The organism is Streptomyces glaucosporus (assembly GCF_039533345.1).
Lineage (GTDB): Bacteria > Actinomycetota > Actinomycetes > Streptomycetales > Streptomycetaceae > Streptomyces > Streptomyces glaucosporus.
In genome coordinates, this window is sequence record NZ_BAAATJ010000013.1 from 1 (window position 1) to 21,484 (window position 21,484).

Sequence of the window (21,484 nt, forward strand, 5' to 3'; positions counted from 1 at the left end):
GAGGCGCCCACGGCGCCGGGGGCGGGCGGTTTCGCGTCTCCGGAAGGGACCGGCCCGGTCAGGCCGGGACGGCGGCGGCCGTTTCCGGGGTGTCGGAGGGCCGGCCGCCGCGCATCCGGCCGGCCAGGTCGAGGAAGGCCGAGACGGCGGGGGAGAGCCAGCCGTTGTTCGGCAGCAGGGCCTGCACGTGCATCAGGGCGCCGGGCAGGGAGTCGATCACCGTCAGTCCGTCCGGCGTCAGGCCGCAGCCGACCGCGGCCTGCGGGATCATGGCGATGCCCAGTCCGCAGCTCGCCATGCTGAGGGCGCCGCGGGTGGAGCCGGTCTCCATGACGGTCGGCGCACTTCCGTGGAGCGCCGTCAGGTGGCGAGGCAGGAGACTCTGGGAGGCACAGTCGGGGTCCACGACCAGGACCCTCTCCATCGGGGAGGGGGCCCCCGGCCGGGGCGAGGCCGGGCCGACCGGCACGAAGGGGACGGGGAACAGCACCCGGCGGAGCATGTCGCCCGCTGTACCGTCCTGTCGGTCGCCGGGGTCGCGGATGAAGCAGAGTCCCACGTCCACGCCTCCGGAGGCCACCGTGGCCTCCATGTCCCTGGCGCACACCACCTTCAGCGAGACGTGGACCCTGGGGTACCGGTAACGGCACTCCCGGAGTATCTCCTGTAGTTCGTAGTCCATGAGGGGGGCGGTCGCCCCCACTACTACCCGCCCGGAGGGTTCGCCATTGTTCTTGAGCGCGACGGACATCTCGTCCATGAGACTTAAGATCTGCTTGACGTAGGCGCGGAATGTCTCACCGGCGGGCGTGAGGCGGACGCCGTGCGGCAGACGATGAAAAAGCGGGTAACCCACCCTGCTCTCCAATGACCTCACATGGGAGGTCACGCTCGACTGGGAGTATCCGAGATTCCTGGCGGTTTTTGTCAGGCTGCCGGTTCTGGCCACTTCCCAGAATGTTCTGAGCTGATAGACGGAGAAGTCCATGCGAAACCCCCCACAGATGTCCCAGTGGTTCGCACGGTTGCGAGCGGAGCGCCGGCCCGGACTCGGTCCGCGGTCGGTGGGGCAACAGGCACCCGGCCTGTCCCCTGAGCCCCCTCGGCGGCCGTCCGTCCGGCTCGCCGCTTCAACCGCACCGTCTCCGACTCGACGCCCCACGCCCCGTGGAGCGAACCCGTGTTCGACGTTGGCCTGTTCCTCGCAGCAGACGAAACGCTAGCACCACGATTAGAGCATTAGGAGTTGACAGTGGCAAAACCCCGTGTGATGGGCAGTGATGGGAGGGGGCGCTCCGAGCCGCTGCCCGTCGAGTTCGCCAACACCCTGTCCGCGGACAGGGGTGCCCCCGTGGAGGGGCTCGGGACGCCTGCCGACCTGGGGGCGTGGCTGCGGCGCCACCGCAGCCTGTTCCCCGAGCCCGGTCTCCCGCCGGGGGACACGGTGCTCCGCGTCAGCGAGCAGCAGCTGTGCCACGCGCGTGACCTGCGCGACTCGGCCCGGCGCCTGATCGAGGCGAGGATAGAGCGGAGGGCTCCCGATCCGTGGGACGTCGCGCACGTCAACCGTGCCTCCGGCATGTGCCAGTCGTGGCCCGTCCTGGTCTGGCCGGACGCCCGGACGCCCGGCGCGGAGCTGTTCCGCACCGCGGATGCCGTCACTCACTCGCTGGGGCTGATCGCCCGGAGCCTGGTGCTCCTCCTGACGGGGAGCCAGGGCGCGCTCCTGCGCAGCTGCCAGGCCCCGGGGTGCGTGCTGTTCTTCTACCGGCACCACCCCCGCCGCGCATGGTGCTCGAGCGGCTGCGGCAACCGCGCGCGGGTGGCCCGGCACCAGGCGAGGCACCGCGGCGGACACGGAAAGTGACCAGCGGCCTGCCGGCGCGCGGTGATGGAAACGCAAGAATTCACCGGCCGACAACGTCCGTCCAACGCTGCCGACACCCTGCGGACCCTCATCGAACAGGCTGATGGCAGGTATCGGCGACGCAGTGCGAGCAGCGCCCTCCGCGTCGTTAGCGTCCTCTGCGTGCCCTGTCGCGGGGCGGCGCCGGCAGTGTCGGCAATTGCCGGCGTCGCCCCGCCGAGCAGGGCGCCCCCGACCCACGAAAGGAGTACTCGCATGCCCGGAACCGCCTCACCGCGCCGCCGGACCCTGCTCAAGGCCGCCGCCACGGCCCTGGCGGTCGGCACCCTGGTGTCCGCCGCGCCCACCGCCGCGGCCACCGACACCGCACCGGCCACCACCGACCGCGTCATCTACTGGAACCGGGTGCTCCTGGACGCCTTCCGCCAGGTCGGCGGCCACCCCGGCCCGCTCACCCGCGGCGGGGCCATGCTCAACACGGCCCTCTACGATGTCGCCAACTCCATATCCGGAGGGGGCAAGCCCTACCTGACCGACGTGCCCGAGGCCCGCAACAGGCACGCCTCCCTCAACACCGCCCTCGACTACGCCGCCTACCACGCGCTCGAAGGCGCCTACCCCCAGCTCGACTTCAGCGGCGAGCTCGCGGACGCCCTCTCCCTGCCCGACTCCAGCACCGGCTCCCACCGGACGTTCGGCGAGACGCTGGGCACCAAGGTCGGCAAGGCCATCGTCGCCGCCCGCGCCGACGACGGCTCGAACGACACGACGCCGTACAACCAGGTCAACGAGCCGGGCTACTGGCGGCCGACCACTCCGGGCGCGCAGCCCGCCGGCGCCAACTGGGGCAAGGTCAAGCCCTGGGTGCTGAAGAGCGGTTCGCAGTTCCGCCCGGGTAACCCGCTGGGCTTCGGCAGCATGAAGGAGCTGCTGGCCAGCGACGAATACGCGGAGCAGGTCAACGAGGTCAAGCGGCTGGGCGGCGCGAACTCCACCGAGCGCACCGCCGAGCAGACCGAGATCGCCCGCTTCTGGGCCAACGACGCGGACGGCACCTACAAGCCGGTGGGCCAGCAGTACGAGCACGCCATCATCATCCAGCAGAGCCTGCGGCCCAATGACACCTCGTACCGGACGTCGAAGCTGTTCGCCCTGCTCTCGGTGACCCTGGCCGACGCGGCCATCTCCATCTGGGACTCGAAGTACACCACCAACCTGTGGCGTCCGGAGTCGGCGATCAAGCTCGCCGACACCGACTACACCGACAAGACCGTCGCCGACCCGGACTGGAAGCCGCTGTCCTCCACCCCGGCCGGCGTCCACTTCTCGCCGTCCTTCCCGAGCTACTCGTCCGGTCACTCGGGCATCGCGGCGGCCTGGGCCGGGATCCTGCGGGCCTACTACGGCACCGACAACATCAAGTTCACCGGCACCACCGACGATCCGCAGGCCGTCGGGGTCACCCGCACCTTCACCAGCCTGAGCCAGGCCGCGCAGGAGAAGGCCGACAGCCGTCTGTACGCCGGCGTCCACTTCCGCATGGACAACGACGCCGCGCTGCGGCAGGGCTACGCGATCGCCCGGTACGTCCACGACAACGCCTTGAAGTGATTCCCACCGGCCGCGTCCCGGATTCCTCCGCGGTGGCGCGGCCCGGCTCCGTCTCCCCGCTGAAGGCCGCCTCGGCCCGCGGCGGGGAGGCCTCGGCGTCCGGTCAGGTCCGGCGGCGGTCGTGGTGGCGCGCGACCCGCACCCGGTTGCCGCAGCCGGGGGTGCACCACTCCCGGCGCCGGTGGGCCCTGACGAAGTACAGGATGCAGCCCGGGGCGGCGCAGGCGCGTACGTCGTGCCGATGCGGGCCCGCCAGCAGCTCGACGCCGGAGACGGCCACCACGCCCAGGAGGGCCAGGTACGGGTCCGTCTCGGCCCAGCGCACCACCGGACCCGGCTCCCCGGGGCGCCCGAGTTCGGGCCAGTTCACGGCCAGCCGGGCGCCCCGGTTCACCACGGTGACCGCCTGTTCGTCGTAGGGCTCCTCCGCGGTGCAGGCGCGGCTCAGCTCCCTCAGCGCCTCGCGGAGCCGCCGGAACTCCTCCAGGTGGAAGGCCGTCGCGGAGGCGGACGCCCGCTCGGCCAGTTCCCGGGGGAGCGCCTCGGCGTGCTCCTCGACCCAGAGGTCCAGATCGGCCGGGGTGGACAGCGCGTCGACGAGGTCGCCGCGCAGCCCGCCCTGGATGAACGTGGTGTTCACCAGGTCCAGTGCCAGTGGTTCCCCGGTCAGAGGCGGCCGGGGTGTCTGCCTGTTCTGCGTTTCTGCCGCCCTCCCAAGGTCCGGGTTGCTGCCTTGAACTCGATAATGCCATACTCCCGCTCTAACGGGTTAGATGGGCTCCAGCCCATTAGATGAGAGACGGCGAGCGAACTGGAGGTCTCACCGTGACAGCAGAACCGTCTGTCGGCACCGCGGCGGCTCCGGCCCACGCGACGGCGTCGGCTCCGGCCCACGCGACGGCGGCGGCTCCCGCCCAGGCGGCGGCTCCCGCCCAGGCGGCGTCGGCCGCTGCCCCCGGGTGGCTGAGCAGCAGGGCGCCGGCGCGTCCGCCCGCCCTCACCGCCGCCGTGGCGACCGCCGGCTCGGTGGCCGCCCTGGTCCTCCTGGTGGCCATCGGCGCCTGGCTGGACCAGGTCTGGTTGATCCCTCCGCTCGCGGCCAGTTCCGCCCTGGTCTTCGGGGCCCCCGCCCTGCCCCTCGCCCAGCCGCGCAGCGTCGTCGGAGGGCAGTTGCTGTCCGCGCTGACCGGGTTCGCCGTCCTGGCGGTGGCCGGGGACTCCGCGTGGGCGGCCGCGGCGGCGGGCGGTCTCGCGCTCGGTGTGATGATGCTGGCCCGTACTCCCCACTCGCCCGCGGCGGCCACCGCCGTGATCGTCGTGGCCCAGTCGCCCGGGCCGCTGCCCTTCCTGGTCCTGCTGGCCGCCGCGTCGGCGGTCCTGGTCGCCGTCGGCGTCGCGGTCGGCCGCCTCCGCACGGCCACCCGCTACCCCGCCTACTGGTGGTGAGGGGCCCCTCGTGGGCCCCTCGCCCGACCCGTCCGGAGGATTGAGATGACCAGCCGCTACGCCCAGGTCGCCTTCACCCGGAACGTTCGTCGCCACCAGGAGGCGCACGGCAGCCGCAGGGCCTACTCGCGCATGGAGCAGGGGCCGGCGGAGGCGGACCTGCTGGGTCCCGAGGAGATCGGGTTCATCGCCGAGCGCGACAGCTTCTACCTGGCCAGCGTCAGTGAGACCGGCTGGCCCTACGTCCAGCACCGGGGCGGCCCGCGGGGGTTCCTCCACGTCCTCGACCCCGGCACGCTCGCCTTCGTCGACTACCGGGGTAACCGCCAGTACATCACCGTCGGCAACCTCGACCACGACGACCGGGTCTCCCTGCTGCTCATGGACTACCCCGCACAGGCCCGCCTGAAGGTCTACGGGCGGGCCCGTGCCGTGGACCCGCCGGAGGCGGGGGACCTCATCGCCCGGCTGTACCCGGCCGGCGTCCGCAGCCCGGCCGAGCGCCTGATCGTCGTCGACGTGGAGGCGTACGACTGGAACTGCCCCCAGCACATCACCCCGCGCTACACCGCCGAGGAGGTCGAGAGGGCCGTGGCGCCACTGCGGCGGCGCCTGGAGGAACTCGAACGCGAGAACGCCGCTCTGCGGAGCGGCGGCGCCTCGGCGCTCGCCACGTCTCCCCGCACCGGAGGACAGTGACCGCATGCAGACGGACCCGACCGCGACCGACGCCTACCTGGCCCACAACCGTGCCCGTGCCACGGGGCCACGGGACCTCCTCCCCATGCCCCCCGCCCGCCACACCGCCGTCGTCACCTGCATGGACGCACGGCTGGACGTCTACGCGCTCCTCGGTCTCTCGGTGGGCGACTCGCACGTCTTCCGCAATGCCGGCGGCGTCGTCACCGACGACGTCATCCGCTCCCTGGCCGTCAGCCAGCGGCTGCTGGGCACCCGGGAGATCGTCATCATCCACCACACCGACTGCGGCATGGCGACCTTCACCGACGAGGACTTCCTCGCCTCCCTGGAGCGGGACGCCGGCGCCCGGCCCGACTGGGTTCCCGGGTGCTTCACCGACCCCGTGGACAGCGTCCGGGCCTCCATCGCCCGGGTGCACGCCAGCCCCTTCGTCCCCCACAAGGAGTCCGTGCGCGGTTTCGTGCTGGACTTGAGGACGGAACTGCTCGAGGAAGTCCACGCCGGGGTCCCGGTGGGCTGAGTGCCCCGGGCCGTGCCACCGCCCCGGTGAACCGGGCCCCGGTATGCGGGAGGCCCCCGCGAGTCACGTCCTCGCGGGGGCCTCTCCTTGTGCGCCTGCTCCGTGAAGGGTGAGAAGACGATCACGAGCGGGACACCGTGGGCCCGCCCGGGTCAGGGGGCGATCAGCAGGCCGGTGCTCGTGCTCGACCAGCCGGGCCGGCGCCTCGCCCGCCGGGTCGGCCGGGGAGGACGCCGCGAGTCATTCCCCCGCCTCGGCGGTGGGCGGCCCGCCCACGTCGACGTGCCGGCGCGGCCCGTACGGCACGGGCGTCCACGGCTCGCTCACGGCGCCGCCGGGGAGCCGGACGGGACGGGCGGGGCGGGCGGAACGGGCGGTGCGGCGGGCAGGTAGACGATGTTGGGGACGCCCGTGGCGGGGTGGACGCCGACGTGGGCGCGCACCCCGTAGACGTCCGCGAGCAGCTCCTCGGTCAGCACCTCGGCCGGGGGGCCCGAGGCGGCCACGCGGCCGTCCTTCAGCACGTACAGCCGGTCGCAGCACCAGGCGGCCAGGTTGAGGTCGTGGAGCACCAGCAGGTTGGTGGTGCCCAGCGACCTCACCAGGGCCAGCACCTCCAGCTGGAAGCGGATGTCCAGGTGGTTGGTGGGTTCGTCCAGCAGGAGCAGCCCCGGTTCCTGGACGAGCGCGCGGGCGATCAGCACCCGCTGCCGCTCGCCGCCCGACAGCTCCTCGAAGCGGCGTTCCGCCAGGCCGGCGCAGCCGACGCGGCGCAGCGCCCCGGCGACGAGCCGGGCGTCGCCGGGCCCGTCCTGCTCCCAGAACCGCTTGTGCGGCCCGCGGCCCATGGCGACGACCTCCCGCACGGTGAGGCCGGAGATCCCGGAGGCGTCCTGGGAGACGACCGCGATCCGCCGGGCGCGCTCCTTCACCCCCAGCCGGGCGGTGTCGGCGCCGTCCACCAGGACCCGGCCCGCGGTGGGGCGCAGCGCGCCGTGGACGCACCGCAGGAAGGTCGTCTTGCCGCTCCCGTTGGGGCCGACCAGCCCGACGGTCTCGCCGGGGCGGGCGGTGAGGCCGACGTCCGCGAGGAGGGCGCGGCCCTCCACCGCGCAGCCCACGCCCTCGGCTGCGAGGGCGGCGGGGCGTGTCACGGCGCTCATCCGGTGATCCCCTCCGCGCGGTTGGTGCGGCGCAGCAGCCACAGGAAGAAGGGCCCGCCCGCCAGGGCGGTGACGACGCCGACGGGTATCTCCTCCGGCGCGGCGACCGTCCGTGCCAGCAGGTCGGCCAGGAGCAGGAACACGGCCCCGCCCAGCGCCGCGACCGGCAGCAGCCGGCGGTGCGCCGCGCCGACGGCCATGCGGGCCGCGTGCGGGACCATCAGGCCGACGAAGCCGATCGCGCCGCTGTAGGCCACCAGCACGCCCACCACCAGCGAGGTCAGCACGAACGCCCAGGCCCGGAAGCGGCCGGTGTCCAGCCCCATGCCCCGCGCGTCCTCCTCGCCGGCCAGCAGCAGGTCCAGGGGGCGGGCCAGGGCGAGCAGCAGTCCGGTGCCGAGTGTCAGCGCGGCCGCGGGGAGCGCCAGTTCGCTCCAGCGGGCGCCGCCGAGGCCGCCCAGGGTCCAGAACAGCACCGCCCGCACGTGCTCGGCCCGCGCGGAGAGCACCAGCAGCAGGCTGGTGAACGCCGAGAGGACGTACTGCACCGCCACTCCGGCCAGGACGAGCCGCCCGGTGGTCATGGCGCCGCCGCGCCGCGCCAGCGCCCAGACCACCACGAGCGCGCCGAGCGATCCGGCGAACGCGGCGGCGGGCAGTGCCACGGTGGTGGCCGCGCCCGCGCCGACGCCCAGCACGATCACCACGACGGCGCCGGCCGAGGCGCCCGAGGAGGCGCCCAGCAGGAACGGGTCGGCCAGCGGGTTGCGGACGAGGGCCTGCAGAACCGTTCCCGCGACCGCGAGTCCGGCCCCCACCAGCGCCCCGAGCACCACGCGCGGCGCCCTCACGTCCCACACGATCGAGGCGAACGCCCCGGTCCGCTCCCCGTCGAGGACGATCCGCAGCACCTCGCCGGGCGGGATGCGCACCGGCCCCAGCGCCAGGCCCGCCACCGCCACCGCCGCCAGCAGCACGGCCAGGGCGGCCAGGAGGACGGAGCAGCGGACGGCGGAGGGGGCCGGGCGCCCCTTCGCGCCCCTCACGCCGCGCCGGGGTGGAGCTGTCCGGCCAGGTCCTCCACGGCGTCGGCGACGCGGACGCCCAGGACGGCCGAGGACAGGGGCAGCACCGCGAACCGCTCGTCGCGGACGGCCGGCACGTCCGCCAGCGCGGGATCGCGCAGCAGCCGCTTCTTCTTGGCCTCGACGGTGGTGCCGCCGTAGTCGTAGATGACGATCACCTCGGGCCTGCGCTCGATGACCTCCTCCCAGGAGACGTCCCCGAAGTCGTCGTCGAGGTCGGCGAAGACGTTCTCGCCGCCCGCCGCCGAGATGATCTCGTTGCCGATGCCGCCCCCGCCCGCGGTGAAGGCGGAGGAGTCGCCGGAGTCGTAGACGAACACCGACGGCCTCTCCACGCCCTCCAGCCGCTTCCCGACCTTCTCGATCCTGCGCTCCTGCCCGGCCAGCAGCGTCTCGCCGCGCTCGGGCACGCCGAAGACGCGGGCCACCTCGGTGATCTCGGTCTCCAGCTCGTCCATGCCGACGGGCCCGTCGGCGCAGGACTCGACGTTGAGGCGGGTGGCGATCCCGGCCTCCTCCAGAGAGGCGCGGTCGCGTCCGGCGGACTTGTCGAAGGCGCTGGCGTAGCCGCCGTAGACGAAGTCGGGGTCCGCGCCGAGCAGCACCTCCTTGGACGGGTACTCCTCGGCGAGGACCTTCACGTCCCCGTACGCCTTCCGGTACTCGGGGAGGATCGCGTCGTCGAGGTAGGCGGTGCCGGCCATGCGGTCCTGGAGCCCGAGGGCGAGGAGGATCTCGGTGGTGTGCTGGTTCATGGTGACGGCGCGCTCGGGGGGCGCCTGGAAGACCGTCTCCACCCCGCAGTTGGTCACCGTGAGGGGGAAGCCCTTCGCCGGGGCGGCGCCCGGGTCCTCCTCCCCGCCGGGCGAGCCGCAGGCGGCGAGGGGGAACAGCAGGGCGGACGCTGCGAGAACGCGCAGGGACGCGCGGGATCTGGCCATGGCCGTACCTCTCCGGGGGATTTCCTCGTCCCCTGGTCGAAGCGGAAGGCGGCGCGTCAGTGTCTGACTCCCGTACGCCCGGGCAGGGCGTGCGGTCACAGTGGCGGGACCGTACCGGATTCGCACCGGTTTCCTGTCCATCGCCGCCCGGTGAGCGTGGCCAGTCTGCCAGAAGCCCCGGGACCGGCACGACGGGACCGGCGCGACGGGACCGGTGCGGGGGCACGGGGGCGGTGGGAGGATGCCCGGATGAGAGCCGAGACCGCTTACCACGGGGAGATGGGCGAGCGGTTCGCCGCCCACGCCACGGAGAGCGTCTACAACGCCCACACCGACCGGCCGGCCATGCTGGAACTGGCCGGCGACGTGACCGGAGCACGGGTGCTGGACCTGGGCTGCGGGGCGGGCCACTACGCCGCCGAGCTGCGGGCACGCGGTGCGTCACGGGTCGTCGGCGTCGACGGCAGCGAGGCCCTGCTGCGCGCCGCGCGCGAACGCCTCGGGGAGGACGCCGAGCTGTACCACCACGACCTGGAGGAGCCACTGGCGTTCCTGCCGGACGCCTCGTTCGACCTGGTCGTGATGGCCCTCGTCTACCACCACGTCGAGGCGCGCGGGCGGCTGCTCGCCGAGGTCCGGCGCGTGCTGCGGCCGGGCGGCGCCCTGCTCGTCTCCACCACGCACCCCACCGCGGACTGGATGTGGGCGGGCGGCTCGTACTTCTCCGACGAGCGCGTCGACCTCCCCTTCGGCGAGGGGTTCGCCATCACCTACCGGCGGATGACGGTGGAGACGTTCCTCGGGGAGCTGCTGGACGCGGGCTTCGTGCTGGAGAGGCTCGTCGAGCCGAGGGCCGCGGAGGAGGCCCGGCGGATCGACCCGGAACGGTACGACAGGCTCAACAGGGACCCCAGCTTCCTGGCCGTCAGGCTGCGCCGGCCCTGACGGGGCCGTCCCGGGAACCGGACGGACGCCTCCGGCCGAGGCGCTGCGCCGGGGCGGCGGAGGGGACCGGGCCGACGGTCACCGCTGCCGGCGGCCACCCTGCCGGCGGCCACCCCACCGAAGACGGCCGGTCCGAGCCACCGGACGCGGTGCGTACAAGCGGGCCGGCCGGTCCGGCCGGGGGAAGGTCTCGGCCGAGGTCGGGGCCGCCCCGCGGGCGCGGACGGCTCGGGCCCACCCGTTCCGAGCAGGCGGTTCTCGCGTCTGAACGTCTTTGGACACCCGAAGCGGGAATGGCCGAATTCTTACGTCGGGGAGGGGCCCGGGCGGACATTCTTTGACGCGGTGTCAGCCACTTGGTGCAATTGCTGTTTGAACATCTCGGTTCTCGGTGGGGAAGAGACAGCGTGGCGCTCGACAGTCCCAAGCTCAAGGACGTTCTCAAGGACGTCGCCTCCGGAGTCCTGCAACTCCCGGATTTCCAGCGCGAATGGAAGTGGGACGACGAGCGGATCAGGGCGCTCATCGCCACGGTGACGCTCGACTACCCGCTCGGCGTGGTGATGGCCCTGGAGACCGGCGGCAAGTCCCCCTTCAAACCCCGGGCGATCAAGGGCGCCGAGGGCGCGGAGGGCAGGGTGCCCGACCTGCTGCTGCTGGACGGCCAGCAGCGCATGACCTCGCTCTTCCAGGCCCTGCACCGCGACAGCCCGGTCGAGACGGTCGACACCCGCGGCAAACCGCTCAGGCGCTGGTACTACGTCGACATCGCCAAGGCGATCGGCGCGCCCTCGGACCGCGACGAGGCCGTGGTGTCCGTCCCCGAGGACCGCATTCTGAAGACGGGATTCCCCCGCCGGGTCGAGCGCGACCTGAGCACGCCCGAGCTGGAGTGCCGCGCCGGCTTTTTCCCCATCCACCTGGTGTTCGACACGCAGAAGGTCAACGCCTGGAAAAAGATCTTCGTGGGGATCGACGACGAGAACTGGGACCGCTGGTCGCAGTTCGAGGAGAACGTCCTCAACAATGTGAAGTCCTTCCAGGTTCCGATGATCAAACTCGCGGCCTCCACCACCATGGACGCCGTGTGCGCCGTCTTCGAGCGCGTGAACACCGGAGGCGTCCCCCTCAACGTCTTCGAACTCCTCACCGCGACCTACGCCGGCGACCAGAACCATGTCGCCGAGCACGGCGGGTACTACCGGCTGCCGGAGGCGTGGCACGAGATCAAGAGCAAGCTGACCTCCGCCCACCCGGTGTTCGGCCGGATGGAGGCGGGCGTCGAGGACGGTCTGAGCAGCAGCGACTTCCTCCAGGCCGTCGCGCTGGTGCGCACCTGGGAGCGCAAGCGGGAGGAGCCCCGCGCCGCGGTCTCCTGCAAGCGCCGCGACCTGCTGGACCTGCCGCTGGCCGACTTCCGCCGCCTCGCGCCCCGCCTGGCGGGCGCCTTCCACTGGGTGGGCGGCTTCCTGGAGCGGCAGTGCATCGTCCGCACGGCCGACCTGCCCTACCGCACCCAGCTCGTCCCGCTGGCCGCCGTGCGGGCCATCGTCGGCGAGGAGACGGACAGCCCGGAGGCCGACGAGCGGATCAACCAGTGGTACTGGTGCGGGGTGCTCGGGGAGATGTACGGCGGGTCCACCGAGAGCCGCTTCCCGCGCGACGTGGAGCAGCTCATCGCCTGGCTCCGCGACGGGGACGCGCCCGTCCCCGACACGGTGGCCGAGGCGGCGTTCCTCGACGACCGCCTGGACAGTCTGTCGACGCGGAACAGCGCCGCCTACAAGGGCGTCTACGCGCTGCTGATCAAGCAGGGCGCGGTGGACTGGTACTTCACCGAGGCGCCGCTGTCCCCGGCCCGGCTGACCGAGCAGAACGTGGACGTGCGGCAGATCTTCCCCAGGAACTGGGTGGAGAGGAACGCGCCCTCCTACGTCCGGCGCGTCAACTCGATCGTCAACAAGACCCCTCTGTCCATGCGGGCCGGCCGCAGCATGGTGGGTGCGCCTCCCGCCTACCTCAGGACCCTGGTCCAGGAGTCGGGCATGCGCCCGGAGTGGTTCGACGACGTCCTGGCCACCCACCTCATCGATCCCGCCGCCCTCCACGAGGGCGACTTCGAGCGCTTCTACGACAGCCGCGCCAAGCAGCTCCTGGAGCTGGTGAGGTCGGCCATGGGCAAGCGGACCGTCTTCCGTGAGACGCAGGGGCGGTGAGCGACGTGGCGGCGAACCCGTCCGAGGACGAACTCCGGGCGCTCGGCGGCAGGACGCTCACCGTCTCCGAGCTGCTGGCGGTCTTCGGCGTGCGTATGCGCGACGACCAGACCGTCCTGCGCATCACCCAGGCCCTCAAGGACGCCGGCCTGTCGACGGACCCGGACTTCGCCTCCTGCCGGCTGCGGCAGGAGCTCCGGGTGGTGGTCCTGGAGTCCGACTCGGGGACGGTCCCCGACAGTGCCGTGGAGAAGGAGGACGACGGCCTGCCGTGGGGGGCGCTGCCCCGGCAGCCCTTCACGATCGGCGACATCCCGGCCGCGCGTCGCGGCGTCGAGTGCGTCGGTCCCGGTGATCCGCTCACCCGGGCGACGTACCTGATGCAGACGAAGAACTACTCCCAGGTGCCGGTCCTGGACGGCGACTCCGCCCTGGAGGGCGTCGTCACCTGGCGTTCGGTCGCCATGGCGCTCGCGACGGGGAAGGATCCGGAGCTGGCCAACGCCGTCGATCCCACTCCGCCGGTCGCCCAGACCTACCAGGAGTTCTTCTCCCTTCTGGACACCATCCGCGAGTACGGCTACGTGCTGGTCAGGGAGAACGACGGGACGGTCACCGGCATCGTCACGGCGGCGGACATCACCGAGCGCTTCGACGACACCGCGCGTCCGTTCTTCCTGGTCGGCGAGATCGAGTACCGGCTGCGCAAGTGCCTGGGTCAGAAGATCGACCCGGATGCGGTCAGGGCCGTCCAGACCCGTGAGAAGACGGGCCGGATCACGGACCTGATGTTCGGCGACTACGTGAAGCTCCTCGACGGCGACCAGCGCAGCAAGCAGGGGCACCGCAAGGAGGCCCTGTGCGCCGCCGCCGACCGCAACTGGAAGGCGCTCGGCTGGGAAGGGGCGGTGGACCGCAAGGAGTTCGTCCGCCAACTCGACCGGGTGCGCGGCATCCGCAACAAGATCGCCCACTTCGATCCCGAGCCGTTGCCGCCCGCGAAGAACGAGGAGCTGCGCCAGTTCGTGGCACTGCTCCGCCAGCTCACCTAGGGAGCGGGGCACGGCCACGGGGGCGGGCCCGCACGTGGGGCCCGCCTTCCGCCGGTTTCGTCCGCGTCCGGCGGGCAACCCGGAGGCCGTACGGCGGGAGGGGCGGCGGGGCCCGCCGCCGGGCGGGAGCACCGGGCGGTTCGCCGGGCCGAGGATGCCATGAGGGCCGTGGAGGACCGTGAAAGCGCCGACGGGGCTTCCCTGTCGCTTCCCTGTCGCTTTCCTGCGCCGCCGCGCCGGCCGTCGTGGGGATCGCCGAGGACGGTCGCGCGGCGGTCGTCCCCGCACTGCGGCGGGTTTCCTCTTCGCCGCCGGCGTTTCCCTGCCCCTGTGGTACTGGAAACACCGGCGAAAACGCCGGTGGGAACGCCGGTCCGGCAGGGAATCCGCCGGGAACACGGAAACCCGCCGGCGGCGCGGGGAGCGGACGCCGGGGAATTCCTTCCCGAGCCCGTCCGCGGTTTTCCCGTGCGTCAGGTCCGCACCGGAAAGACGGCGCGGACGGTCTTCCCCCGGCCCGGACGCACGGTGACGGTCAGCTCGGAGGCCAGTTCGCGCACCAGCAGCCAGCCGAACCCGCCGGGCGCGCACGGATCGGCCTCCAGCATCCTGGGCCGCCGGTCGCTGGCGTCCGACACCTCCACGGCGATGCCCTCGCGCCCGGCCTCCAGGCGGAAGTCCGTCACTCCGCCGGCGTGGCGGACCGCGTTGGTGACCAGCTCCGACACCCCCAGCAGCACGGCGCCCACGTCCGCCTCGTCGGCGCCCGGCCTCTGCGCCCGCAGGAGTTCGCGGGTGAGCTCCCGGGCCTCGTCCCCGGTTTGCGGGGGGCGGATCGACGACCGTTCCCGAGACCGGTTCTTCCCGTGCATCGGTCCTCCCGTCTCCCGACCCTCGTCTGTCGTCTGCCCCCGGAGGGCCCGGCCGAACACAACCGGATGAATTCATTCCCTTTTCTTTCCGGGCGGATGGGCGGAAACCTTTCGTTCGGGTGTGAAATGCCGGGGTAAGCGCCCGACCGGAAAAGCCCGACGGTGATTCGGGGAAAGAAGAGCGGGACGGCGGGGCCCGCGGGAAGGGAATTTCCATGTCCGTCAGGAGGAAGCTGGCCGTCGCGACGCTGGTCTGCATGGGCGCGGCCGGCCTGACCGCGTGCGGGAACGAATCGGACGAGCCCTTCGAGGGGCAGAGCGCCGACAAGGTGGCGGAGGAGGCGGTGAAGGCCACCCGGGACGCCTCCTCCGTCCGGGTGAAGGGCACGGTCCGGCAGGAGGGCGCCCGCCTCAGGGTCGACTTCCACGTGGACGAACGGGACAACTGCCGGGGCGCCCTGTCCGCCCGGGGCGCCCGCGCGGACGTCGTGCGGTCGGGCCGGGCGATGTACGTCAAGGGCGACGAGACGTTCTGGAACAACGCCCTCGGTGACCGCCCCGGCTCGCGGCAGGCCGTGGAGAAGCTGCGGGACCGGTGGGTGAAGTCCGACCCCGACCGGGCCGGCCTGCGGGGCGTGTGCGACAAGCAGGAGTTCCTGGCCGCCCTGGACAGCGACAAGTCCGAACGCCGGGGCATGAGGAAGAGCGGTACCGCCGAGGTGGAGGGCAAGGAGGCCGTCGTCCTGGAGAAGGAGCAGCCCGGCGGCGAGCGGCTCACCCTGTACGTCGCGGCCGAGGGCGAGCCCTACATCCTCAAGGCCGTCTCCAAGGGCGGGGAGGCGGCCGGCGAGACGGTCTTCACCGACTACAACGAGAAGGTCCACGCCGAGAAGCCGCCGGCCGGCCAGGTCGTCGAACCGGCGGGCCCGACCCGGTAGGAAGCCCCGGCCCGCCGGTCCGTGAGGTGCCTGGAGCGCCTACGGGCGGGCGGCGTGCGGACGACCGGGGGCCGTCCGCCGGTGCCCGGCACACGGCGGGGGCGGGCCGCCGGGGTGTTCCACCCGGCGGCCCGCCCCGTTCGCGGTGGGCCGGATCAGGAGGCGGGTGCCTCCGTGCGCACGGTGAAGTCGCACCAGTCCGTCCAGGCGGAGGCCGCGGCCTGGTCCTGGACGCGGACGCGCCAGCGGTACCCGCCGTCGGTCAGCCGCTTGTCGTCCGGTATCTGGAACACGGCGGTGTGGCTGGCCTGGCTGACGAGGTTCTTGTGCAGCACGGCCTTGCCGTCCGCGTCGCTGACCTCGAACACCACGCGGTGGCCGGGGTTCTGGGCGCCGGGCTTCTCGACGCTGCCGGGAGGCGCGACGGATTCCAGGGTGGCGGCGAGGCTGGGCGTCCCGGACGCGACGACCGGGTCGCCCGCCGGGTTGCCGCAGAACTGGAACGGCGCGTACGGGTCGTCGGAGATCCGCGGGCTCGCGGGCGTCTCCAGCAGCAGGTCGGGCTCGTCCGAGACGGCGGCCTCGGGACGGGCGCCGGCGCCGGGTTCGGCGCCGGCGAGGGGGGCGAGGGAGACCCCCAGCGCCACGGCGGCCGTGAGGACCGCGGCGCGGCGGGGCCACGAGCCGAAGGCTCTGTTCAGCAGGTTCATGGTGGTGTCTCTTCCGTCCGTCGGGGCTACTTGACGTAGAGGCGGTGGTTGTCGTTCGCGGTGGAGGTCGACACGCACTGGTAGGCGTTCCAGCGGTGCTCGGCGACCAGCATGCGACCGGTGGCCTCACAGCCGCCGAGGTTGCTCAGGTCCTCGTAGGGCTGCCAGTCGGCCGCGTTGTTGGCCTTGAGCTTGTTGGCGCTGACGTACTCGCCGACCTTGTTGCCGGTGCTCACGCCCTCGGTGCCGTCCCAGTCGTAGTGGACGCCGAGCCAGACGCGGCTCCTGGCGTTCTCCCTGGCGGCGGCCGAGAAGCTGGTGAAGGTGCGGGTGGTGTTGAGGGCGCTGAAGTCCTCGGTGCCCGCGGTGAAGGTGACCTGGTCGGTGCGGAACCACTGCTCCACGGCCTTGGCCCAGGCTCCGCCGAAGGTGGCGTGGCCGGAGACGTAGGCCGGGAAGGAGGGCGAGAAGCGGTTGCCGTTCTGGTCCTTCGACAGCGGCCTCCAGGAGGAGTCCTGGAGGGTGTCCGGGTTGCCGTCGCCGTCGAGGTTGATCGCGGACTCCGGCCGCCACAGGTCGATCTCCGTCAGGTACTTGGCGTCCCAGGCGGCGATGCCCGCGTCGGCCATCGAGAACGCGACGAGCGCGAACAGCTTGGCGTTGCCCTCGACGGACATGCGGTGCTGGAGGGAGACGACCTGCGTCATCTCGAAGAGCTGCCCCGGCGGCTTGTAGGTGCCGTTGAGGTCGTTCGCCCAGAAGAAGGCGGCGTGCTCCTGGTCGGCGGTGCGCAGCGTCGAGGTGGCCCCGCCGAGGTCCTTCACCTCCTTGACCTGGTCGGCGTAGGCGTCGCTCTTGAGGAGGTCGGCCATGGTGGTGTGGCCGCCCGGTCCGGCGGGGCGGGCCTGCGAGCCAGAGAGGAGACCGAACGGCTTGACGCGGCCCCAGTCGGGCGTGGCCGCGGGCGTTCCGTCGGTGGGGCGCCAGTATCCGGGGGTCTGGCTGCCCGGGTAGGGGTTCGAGGTCGCCGAGCCGTCGTCGGCGCGGGCGGCGAGCATGGCCGCGGCGGCCTTCTGGCCGACGGACTGGCCGGCGGCGCGCTGCGTGGCCGTGACGGTCGAGGGGATGCTCGCGCGGGCGTCGGAGAGGGCCTTGGCCAGGTCGACGGCCCCGGGGTAGACCTCCTTCAGGACGTCGTACGCGGCCTGGTCGATCGCGCTGTTGATGTCGGGCAGCGGGGACGCCGGGACCGAGACCTTGGTCAGGTACGGCTCACCGAGGCAGCGGGTGGGGCCCTCGGCGCACTTCACGGAGTTGGCGGCGTCGTAGATGGCGCCGTGCATCATGGCGCCGGCCCGGGCGAGCGGGCCGGGGGCGCCGCCCACCGTGCGGTACGCGGTGAGGAGGACGTCGTTCCAGAAGTGGACGTGGTCCTTCACCGGGTCGGCCGGCGTCTGGTAGGTGACCAGGAGGGACGGGCCGCTGTCGACGTCGTCGCTGGAGGCGAAGATCTTGAAGGCGGTGTAGTCGTCGGGGTCCTTGGCCCGCAGACCGATGGTGTACGTGTCCCGGTCCTGCTTGGACCACTCGGAGACCATGGAGGTGACGTCGACGTTCACCCACTCCGAGCCGCAGTACGGGGCGGTCCCGGAGGTGTGCCCGGACGTGGCCGAGGAGGTCGCGACGGTCTTGCGCCACGCGGGCTTGGTGCTCCAGCGGGTGGTGGACGAGACCGGGTCGGTCTCGCCGACCTCCCACTCCCGGGGCTCGCACTGGTCGGCCCAGACGGGGAAGAGGTTCAGTTCGGCGTTGAGGATCGTCTTGCCCTCGATCTCCTCGTACGTCCCGAACCGGAGGTAGGACTCCGTCCTGCCCTTGCCGTACTCGCGGCCGATGGCCAGGTCGGGCGAGGCCGACAGGTCCTCCGTGGAGCCCTCGCGCAGGGTCGTGTCGAAGTTCGGCCCGAGGAAGGCGGCCGGGTCGATGGTGACCGGGTAGCGGGTGTCCTCGTCGGTGAGGAAGTCGCGGTCGGCGGTGAGGCGGAGCTCGGCGCCCCGGGCCGTGCGGGCGAGGTCGAGGCCGACCTCGGCCCGGTGCTTGCCGGACCGGGGGGTCTTCTTCTGCCCGGAGGCGTCCCACATGAAGGGTGCGGGGATCCTGCCGACGGTCTTCTTCGTCTCCGGGTCGGTGAAGGTGATGGAGTCGTCGGCGTTCTGCACGGTGTCGAGGCCCTCGGCCCGCAGCGGCAGCGCCACCTCGGCCGCGCGCTCGGCGGCGGAGCGGTCCTTGACCACCAGGTACTGCTCGAAGCCGGTCCTGGTCGCCTCGACGACCAGGTCCGTCTTGGGCAGCGCGTTCACGTAGGTGGCGCGGTGGCCCTTGAGGACCGGTTCGGGCAGGGCGCCCTTCCAGCCGAGGGTGACGGTCTGGTCTCCGCGGCCGAGGGTGACCAGGTCGCCGCCGCCCGCGCCGGTGCGTCCGGCGAGCCGGAGTCCCCTGGGGTGGGCCTTGGCGCGGATCGAGCCGTCCGCGGCCTTCCGGAGGGTGGCGTCGACGTCGACCCAGGCGCCGTCCCGCTTGAACCGGACGGGGCCGGCGTGGCTCTCCAGCGACATGGTGCCGTCGGGGTTGGCCCAGAGCGTGGTGTGCTCGGTGCGGGCGCCGACGACCTCGATCTGCCGGTCCTGGACGGCCGCGGCCAGGCGTGCGGACTCCTCGTCCGGGGCCTTGGTGTCCTTCGACGGGTCGAAGGCCGCCTCGGCCTTCCGCGTCGTGGCGGTCTCGGCCGCGGCGGGCGCCGCGGTGGCCGCGACCAGCCCGGCTTCGGCGACGAGCAGCAGCGACAGCGGTACGGCCAGCCGCCGCAGCGGGCTGTCCCCCCGGCCGGTGCTTCCTGATCTGCGGTACCGCAGATCGTCCTTTCTGTGCACTTCCCCCCACTTTCGATGGTTCGGGTTTCGTACTGGCGAACGAATCCTGATGGCTGGTCACCCACCGTGTCCATCCGGAAACCCGCATCGGAGAAGTGATCATGATCACTGGTGGAATGAGGAATTCCCTTACGGGCCAATGCAGTTGGGATATGCCCTCCGGGGTGTCCGCGCGGCTCGGAGCGGGCCGGACGGGGTGTCGGTCCACGGGGGTCCGTCCGTGCGGCGGCACCCCGCCGGCCACCCCCTGCCGGGCTACCGCACGCCGGACCCCTGCCCCGGGTGGGCGCGCAAGGCCTCGGCGAACCACGCGAACACCGGCGCCAGGCTGGGCGGGACGGGCCACCCGTTGACGACGGACAGCAGGTGCCAGTAGCGCTCCGTGCGGGGGTCCCCGGCGACCTCCAGGCGGGTCAGCAGCCGGCGGCGCAGACCGGCGTCGTCGGCGCGGCCGAAGGTCCGCGCGTAGCGGGCGGTGAGGGCGTCGACGACGGGCGCGGCCTCGGCCGAGTCCGGGGCGATGCCGGCGTCGAGTGCGCGGCCGACGCCGTCGCGGACGGCCTCGGTGAGGTCGTGGTGGAGGCCGGTGTCGTCGCCCCGGGCGCGTTCGGCCGCCTGGTACTCGGCCATGCGGCGGACGGCGGCGCGGAAGTCCGGGTCCCGGGTGAGCTCGGCGAGCTCCACCCAGGCGTCGACCTGCTCGGGCTCGGGGTCGTCGGGCAGCTCGGGCATGGCCGAGCGCAGCATGCCGACGAATTCGGCGTTGGCGTCCAGGCCGCCGGAGGTGTCGTCGATGAAGTCGTCGATCAGGCGCCGGCGTTCGGCGTCGGAGAGTCTGGCGAGTTTGTGCATCAGGTCCGTCTCCTCGTGGGTGGAGCCCCGCTTGGCCACCGCGCGCAGCACCGCGCGCCGCAGGCGGAGGGTGCGGATCTGCACCTCCAGGGCGTCGGCGTGCGCGGCCGCCACCTCGGGCACCGTGGCCTCCCGGTCCAGGACCCGCCGGATGGCGGCGAGGTCGAGGCCCAGGTCGCGCAGGGTGCCCACCAGGTCCAGGCGGGCGAGCGCGTCGATGTCGTAGAGCCGGTAGCCGGCCGGGCTGCGGTCAGTCGGCGGCACGATCCCGGTGTCGGAGTAGAACCGGATGGTCTTGACCGTCAGCCCGGTCCGCCGGGCCAGGTCCCCGATCGTCAGAAGCGTGTCGCCGTCCATGCCCGCACCCTTCCGTCTCCCCCCACGGGAGACTCAAGCCCAGTCTCCCGGCCGTTCCTCCGCCGCACGGGGACGGTCGCGGGACGGCGGACGCGGTGAGGGGTGGGTGCTCCCGACGGGAGCACCCACCCCTCACCGTTCGGACGGTCCGGCGGTCAGGCCCGGCGCAGGTGGTCGAGGAACGCCCCCCACGCCTCCGGGCCGACACCGACGACGGGCCCGGCGGGCCGCTTGCTGTCGCGCACGGGGACTATGCCGGGGACGTTGTCGGCCACCTCGACGCACTCGTTGTTGCCGCCGCTGTACGTGCTGCTGCGCCACTCCGCGCCCGACAGGTCCGGCGTGCTGTGGCGTGCGCTCTTCATGGTCTGTGCTCCTTGGCCCTGCGGTGGATGACGGCACGGGACTCCACCGGAGAGAGCGCGGAGGTGCGTGCGGCGTCGAACAGGTCCCGGTATCGGGCGACCTCCGCCTCACGCTCAAGCCACATGGAGCCGGTCGGGTTGTCGGCCAACACCACGTCGAGCGCTCCCTCTTCGGGAAAACCCAGCACTACGTACGGGCCGAACATACTCGCATGAGCGCCACGGGAGAACGGCAGCACCTGGACGGTCACGTTGGGACGCTCGGACACATCCAGAAGGTGCTGTAGCTGCGCATTCATCACCTGGGAACCGCCGACCTGCTGGAGAAGCACGGCTTCCGAGAGCACAGCCCACAGACGCAGCGGGGAATCGCCGTTCAACCGCTCCTGGCGGGCGATGCGCACCTGAACGAACTTTTCGATCTCGTCGGCCGTCTGCCACTGCTGCGAGGCGACGGTCACAGCCCGGATGTACTCCGGTGTCTGGAGCAGACCGGGCACAAGCTGCGCCTGGAAGGTGCGGATGGACTCCGCCATGGTTTCCAGAGCGATGTAGTCGCGGTAGGTGTCGGCCAGGACAGAGCTGTACTGGTTCCACCACCCCTGCCTGCGACGTCGGTTGGCTTTCCGAGCCAGTGCGGCCAGGCGCTCGCGCACTTCGGTGTCCGACACCTCGTAGGCGTGCAGCATGGCCGTCAGGTCGGGAAGCCGAACCGCCACCCGGCCGTTCTCGATGCGGCTGATCTTGCCCTTGGTGCAGTCGAGAGCTTCGGCCGCCTGGGCGGTCGTCAGTCCTGCTGTCTCCCTCAAGCGACGTAGCTCGTCCCCGAGTTGGCGGCCGAGAACGGTGGACGGGTTCGCGGTATTGCTCTTCGCAAGCATGTCAACACGTTTAGCAGGGCAACGAGCTTCG

At 72.4% G+C, this 21,484-nt stretch carries 20 protein-coding genes, 1 pseudogene and 1 riboswitch; of the genes and pseudogenes, 9 read left to right on the top strand and 12 right to left on the bottom strand.

The window, feature by feature from the left end; genetic code table 11:
- Positions 1-58: 58 nt before the first annotated feature.
- Together ABD358_RS15265 and ABD358_RS28430 are read right to left on the bottom strand one after the other, a co-directional pair.
- The gene (locus tag ABD358_RS15265; RefSeq protein WP_344631547.1) at positions 59-760 is read right to left on the bottom strand and encodes a LysR family transcriptional regulator substrate-binding protein; all 702 of its coding nucleotides are present in this window, start codon (positions 758-760) and stop codon (positions 59-61) included.
- A gap of 48 nt (positions 761-808) precedes the next feature.
- A pseudogene (locus ABD358_RS28430) lies at positions 809-988 on the bottom strand (LysR family transcriptional regulator); the annotation flags it as partial.
- Positions 989-1,252: 264 nt separating this feature from the next.
- Between ABD358_RS28430 and ABD358_RS15270 the strand changes: the two are divergent.
- Both ABD358_RS15270 and ABD358_RS15275 read left to right on the top strand, forming a co-directional pair.
- A complete protein-coding gene (locus ABD358_RS15270) occupies positions 1,253-1,867 on the top strand; it encodes a CGNR zinc finger domain-containing protein (protein WP_344631548.1) in 615 nt (204 codons plus the stop codon).
- Positions 1,868-2,122: 255 nt separating this feature from the next.
- The gene (locus ABD358_RS15275; RefSeq protein ID WP_344631549.1) at positions 2,123-3,478 is read left to right on the top strand and encodes a vanadium-dependent haloperoxidase; all 1,356 of its coding nucleotides are present in this window, start codon (positions 2,123-2,125) and stop codon (positions 3,476-3,478) included.
- 103 nt (positions 3,479-3,581) lie between these two features.
- Here ABD358_RS15275 and ABD358_RS15280 read toward each other — a convergent pair whose 3' ends face one another.
- Positions 3,582-4,148, bottom strand: a complete 567-nt coding sequence (locus ABD358_RS15280; protein ID WP_344631658.1) for a CGNR zinc finger domain-containing protein — start codon at positions 4,146-4,148, stop codon at positions 3,582-3,584.
- A 293-nt stretch (positions 4,149-4,441) separates the two neighbouring features.
- Here ABD358_RS15280 and ABD358_RS15285 point away from each other — a divergent pair, with 293 nt between their 5' ends.
- From ABD358_RS15285 to ABD358_RS15295, 3 genes are read left to right on the top strand one after another with little or no spacing between them, the layout of a single operon-like run.
- Complete coding sequence (locus ABD358_RS15285) at positions 4,442-4,924, top strand: HPP family protein (protein ID WP_344631659.1); 483 nt, start codon at positions 4,442-4,444, stop codon at positions 4,922-4,924.
- Between the two features lie 45 nt (positions 4,925-4,969).
- Positions 4,970-5,623: a pyridoxamine 5'-phosphate oxidase family protein gene (locus tag ABD358_RS15290; RefSeq protein WP_344631550.1), complete on the top strand. Its 654-nt coding sequence runs from the start codon at positions 4,970-4,972 to the stop codon at positions 5,621-5,623.
- Positions 5,624-5,627: 4 nt separating this feature from the next.
- The gene (locus ABD358_RS15295) at positions 5,628-6,146 is read left to right on the top strand and encodes a beta-class carbonic anhydrase (protein WP_344631551.1); all 519 of its coding nucleotides are present in this window, start codon (positions 5,628-5,630) and stop codon (positions 6,144-6,146) included.
- A 323-nt stretch (positions 6,147-6,469) separates the two neighbouring features.
- On the opposite strand, the gene ABD358_RS15300 is transcribed toward ABD358_RS15295, so the two are convergent.
- From ABD358_RS15300 to ABD358_RS15310, 3 genes are read right to left on the bottom strand one after another with little or no spacing between them, the layout of a single operon-like run.
- Positions 6,470-7,309, bottom strand: a complete 840-nt coding sequence (locus ABD358_RS15300; protein WP_344631552.1) for an ABC transporter ATP-binding protein — start codon at positions 7,307-7,309, stop codon at positions 6,470-6,472.
- A complete protein-coding gene (locus ABD358_RS15305; RefSeq protein WP_344631660.1) occupies positions 7,306-8,301 on the bottom strand; it encodes a FecCD family ABC transporter permease in 996 nt (331 codons plus the stop codon). Before ABD358_RS15305 ends, ABD358_RS15300 begins: the two co-directional genes overlap by 4 nt.
- A gap of 50 nt (positions 8,302-8,351) precedes the next feature.
- The gene (locus ABD358_RS15310) at positions 8,352-9,335 is read right to left on the bottom strand and encodes an ABC transporter substrate-binding protein (RefSeq protein WP_344631553.1); all 984 of its coding nucleotides are present in this window, start codon (positions 9,333-9,335) and stop codon (positions 8,352-8,354) included.
- A 37-nt stretch (positions 9,336-9,372) separates the two neighbouring features.
- Positions 9,373-9,510, bottom strand: a riboswitch (cobalamin riboswitch).
- A gap of 74 nt (positions 9,511-9,584) precedes the next feature.
- Between ABD358_RS15310 and ABD358_RS15315 the strand changes: the two genes are divergently transcribed.
- The 3 genes from ABD358_RS15315 (at position 9,585) to ABD358_RS15325 (ending at position 13,548) form a co-directional block, all read left to right on the top strand.
- Complete coding sequence (locus tag ABD358_RS15315; protein WP_344631554.1) at positions 9,585-10,280, top strand: class I SAM-dependent methyltransferase; 696 nt, start codon at positions 9,585-9,587, stop codon at positions 10,278-10,280.
- Positions 10,281-10,687: 407 nt separating this feature from the next.
- Positions 10,688-12,496 (top strand): GmrSD restriction endonuclease domain-containing protein, encoded by a 1,809-nt coding sequence (locus ABD358_RS15320; RefSeq protein WP_344631555.1) that lies wholly within the window; start codon positions 10,688-10,690, stop codon positions 12,494-12,496.
- Positions 12,493-13,548 carry a CBS domain-containing protein gene (locus ABD358_RS15325; RefSeq protein ID WP_344631556.1) on the top strand — a complete coding sequence of 352 codons (1,056 nt, stop codon included), beginning with the start codon at positions 12,493-12,495 and terminating at the stop codon, positions 13,546-13,548. Before ABD358_RS15320 ends, ABD358_RS15325 begins: the two co-directional genes overlap by 4 nt.
- Before the next feature lie 473 nt (positions 13,549-14,021).
- On the opposite strand, the gene ABD358_RS15330 is transcribed toward ABD358_RS15325, so the two are convergent.
- Positions 14,022-14,420, bottom strand: coding sequence for an ATP-binding protein (locus tag ABD358_RS15330; protein WP_344631557.1), 399 nt, complete (start codon positions 14,418-14,420; stop codon positions 14,022-14,024).
- A gap of 215 nt (positions 14,421-14,635) precedes the next feature.
- On the opposite strand from ABD358_RS15330, the gene ABD358_RS15335 reads away from it, so the two are divergent.
- The gene (locus tag ABD358_RS15335; protein ID WP_344631558.1) at positions 14,636-15,358 is read left to right on the top strand and encodes a hypothetical protein; all 723 of its coding nucleotides are present in this window, start codon (positions 14,636-14,638) and stop codon (positions 15,356-15,358) included.
- 155 nt (positions 15,359-15,513) lie between these two features.
- Here the strand turns inward: ABD358_RS15335 and ABD358_RS15340 are convergent, their stop codons facing one another.
- The 5 genes from ABD358_RS15340 to ABD358_RS15360 all read right to left on the bottom strand — a co-directional run bounded on the left by ABD358_RS15340 (position 15,514) and on the right by ABD358_RS15360 (position 21,453).
- A complete protein-coding gene (locus tag ABD358_RS15340) occupies positions 15,514-16,068 on the bottom strand; it encodes a hypothetical protein (RefSeq protein ID WP_344631559.1) in 555 nt (184 codons plus the stop codon).
- 26 nt (positions 16,069-16,094) lie between these two features.
- Positions 16,095-18,998 (bottom strand): DNRLRE domain-containing protein, encoded by a 2,904-nt coding sequence (locus tag ABD358_RS15345; RefSeq protein ID WP_344631560.1) that lies wholly within the window; start codon positions 18,996-18,998, stop codon positions 16,095-16,097.
- Between the two features lie 255 nt (positions 18,999-19,253).
- Entirely contained in the window at positions 19,254-20,207 is a 954-nt protein-coding gene (locus tag ABD358_RS15350; RefSeq protein ID WP_344631561.1) for a MerR family transcriptional regulator, read from the bottom strand.
- 155 nt (positions 20,208-20,362) lie between these two features.
- Positions 20,363-20,572: a DUF397 domain-containing protein gene (locus ABD358_RS15355; protein ID WP_344631562.1), complete on the bottom strand. Its 210-nt coding sequence runs from the start codon at positions 20,570-20,572 to the stop codon at positions 20,363-20,365.
- Complete coding sequence (locus ABD358_RS15360) at positions 20,569-21,453, bottom strand: helix-turn-helix domain-containing protein (RefSeq protein WP_344631563.1); 885 nt, start codon at positions 21,451-21,453, stop codon at positions 20,569-20,571. The genes ABD358_RS15355 and ABD358_RS15360 overlap by 4 nt, the downstream gene beginning before the upstream one ends.
- Between the last annotated feature and the right edge of the window lie 31 nt (positions 21,454-21,484).

What these genes read in the sequence shown, in the direction of transcription:
- ABD358_RS15265 (WP_344631547.1), bottom strand. Translation starts at nt 760, where the DNA reads ATGGACGAGATGTCCGTCGCGCTCAAGAACAATGGCGAACCCTCCGGG.
- ABD358_RS15275 (WP_344631549.1), top strand. Translation starts at nt 2,123, where the DNA reads ATGCCCGGAACCGCCTCACCGCGCCGCCGGACCCTGCTCAAGGCCGCC.
- ABD358_RS15290 (WP_344631550.1), top strand. Translation starts at nt 4,970, where the DNA reads ATGACCAGCCGCTACGCCCAGGTCGCCTTCACCCGGAACGTTCGTCGC.
- ABD358_RS15295 (WP_344631551.1), top strand. Translation starts at nt 5,628, where the DNA reads ATGCAGACGGACCCGACCGCGACCGACGCCTACCTGGCCCACAACCGT.
- ABD358_RS15300 (WP_344631552.1), bottom strand. Translation starts at nt 7,309, where the DNA reads ATGAGCGCCGTGACACGCCCCGCCGCCCTCGCAGCCGAGGGCGTGGGC.
- ABD358_RS15310 (WP_344631553.1), bottom strand. Translation starts at nt 9,335, where the DNA reads ATGGCCAGATCCCGCGCGTCCCTGCGCGTTCTCGCAGCGTCCGCCCTG.
- ABD358_RS15315 (WP_344631554.1), top strand. Translation starts at nt 9,585, where the DNA reads ATGAGAGCCGAGACCGCTTACCACGGGGAGATGGGCGAGCGGTTCGCC.
- ABD358_RS15330 (WP_344631557.1), bottom strand. Translation starts at nt 14,420, where the DNA reads ATGCACGGGAAGAACCGGTCTCGGGAACGGTCGTCGATCCGCCCCCCG.
- ABD358_RS15335 (WP_344631558.1), top strand. Translation starts at nt 14,636, where the DNA reads ATGTCCGTCAGGAGGAAGCTGGCCGTCGCGACGCTGGTCTGCATGGGC.
- ABD358_RS15340 (WP_344631559.1), bottom strand. Translation starts at nt 16,068, where the DNA reads ATGAACCTGCTGAACAGAGCCTTCGGCTCGTGGCCCCGCCGCGCCGCG.
- ABD358_RS15350 (WP_344631561.1), bottom strand. Translation starts at nt 20,207, where the DNA reads ATGGACGGCGACACGCTTCTGACGATCGGGGACCTGGCCCGGCGGACC.
- ABD358_RS15355 (WP_344631562.1), bottom strand. Translation starts at nt 20,572, where the DNA reads ATGAAGAGCGCACGCCACAGCACGCCGGACCTGTCGGGCGCGGAGTGG.
- ABD358_RS15360 (WP_344631563.1), bottom strand. Translation starts at nt 21,453, where the DNA reads ATGCTTGCGAAGAGCAATACCGCGAACCCGTCCACCGTTCTCGGCCGC.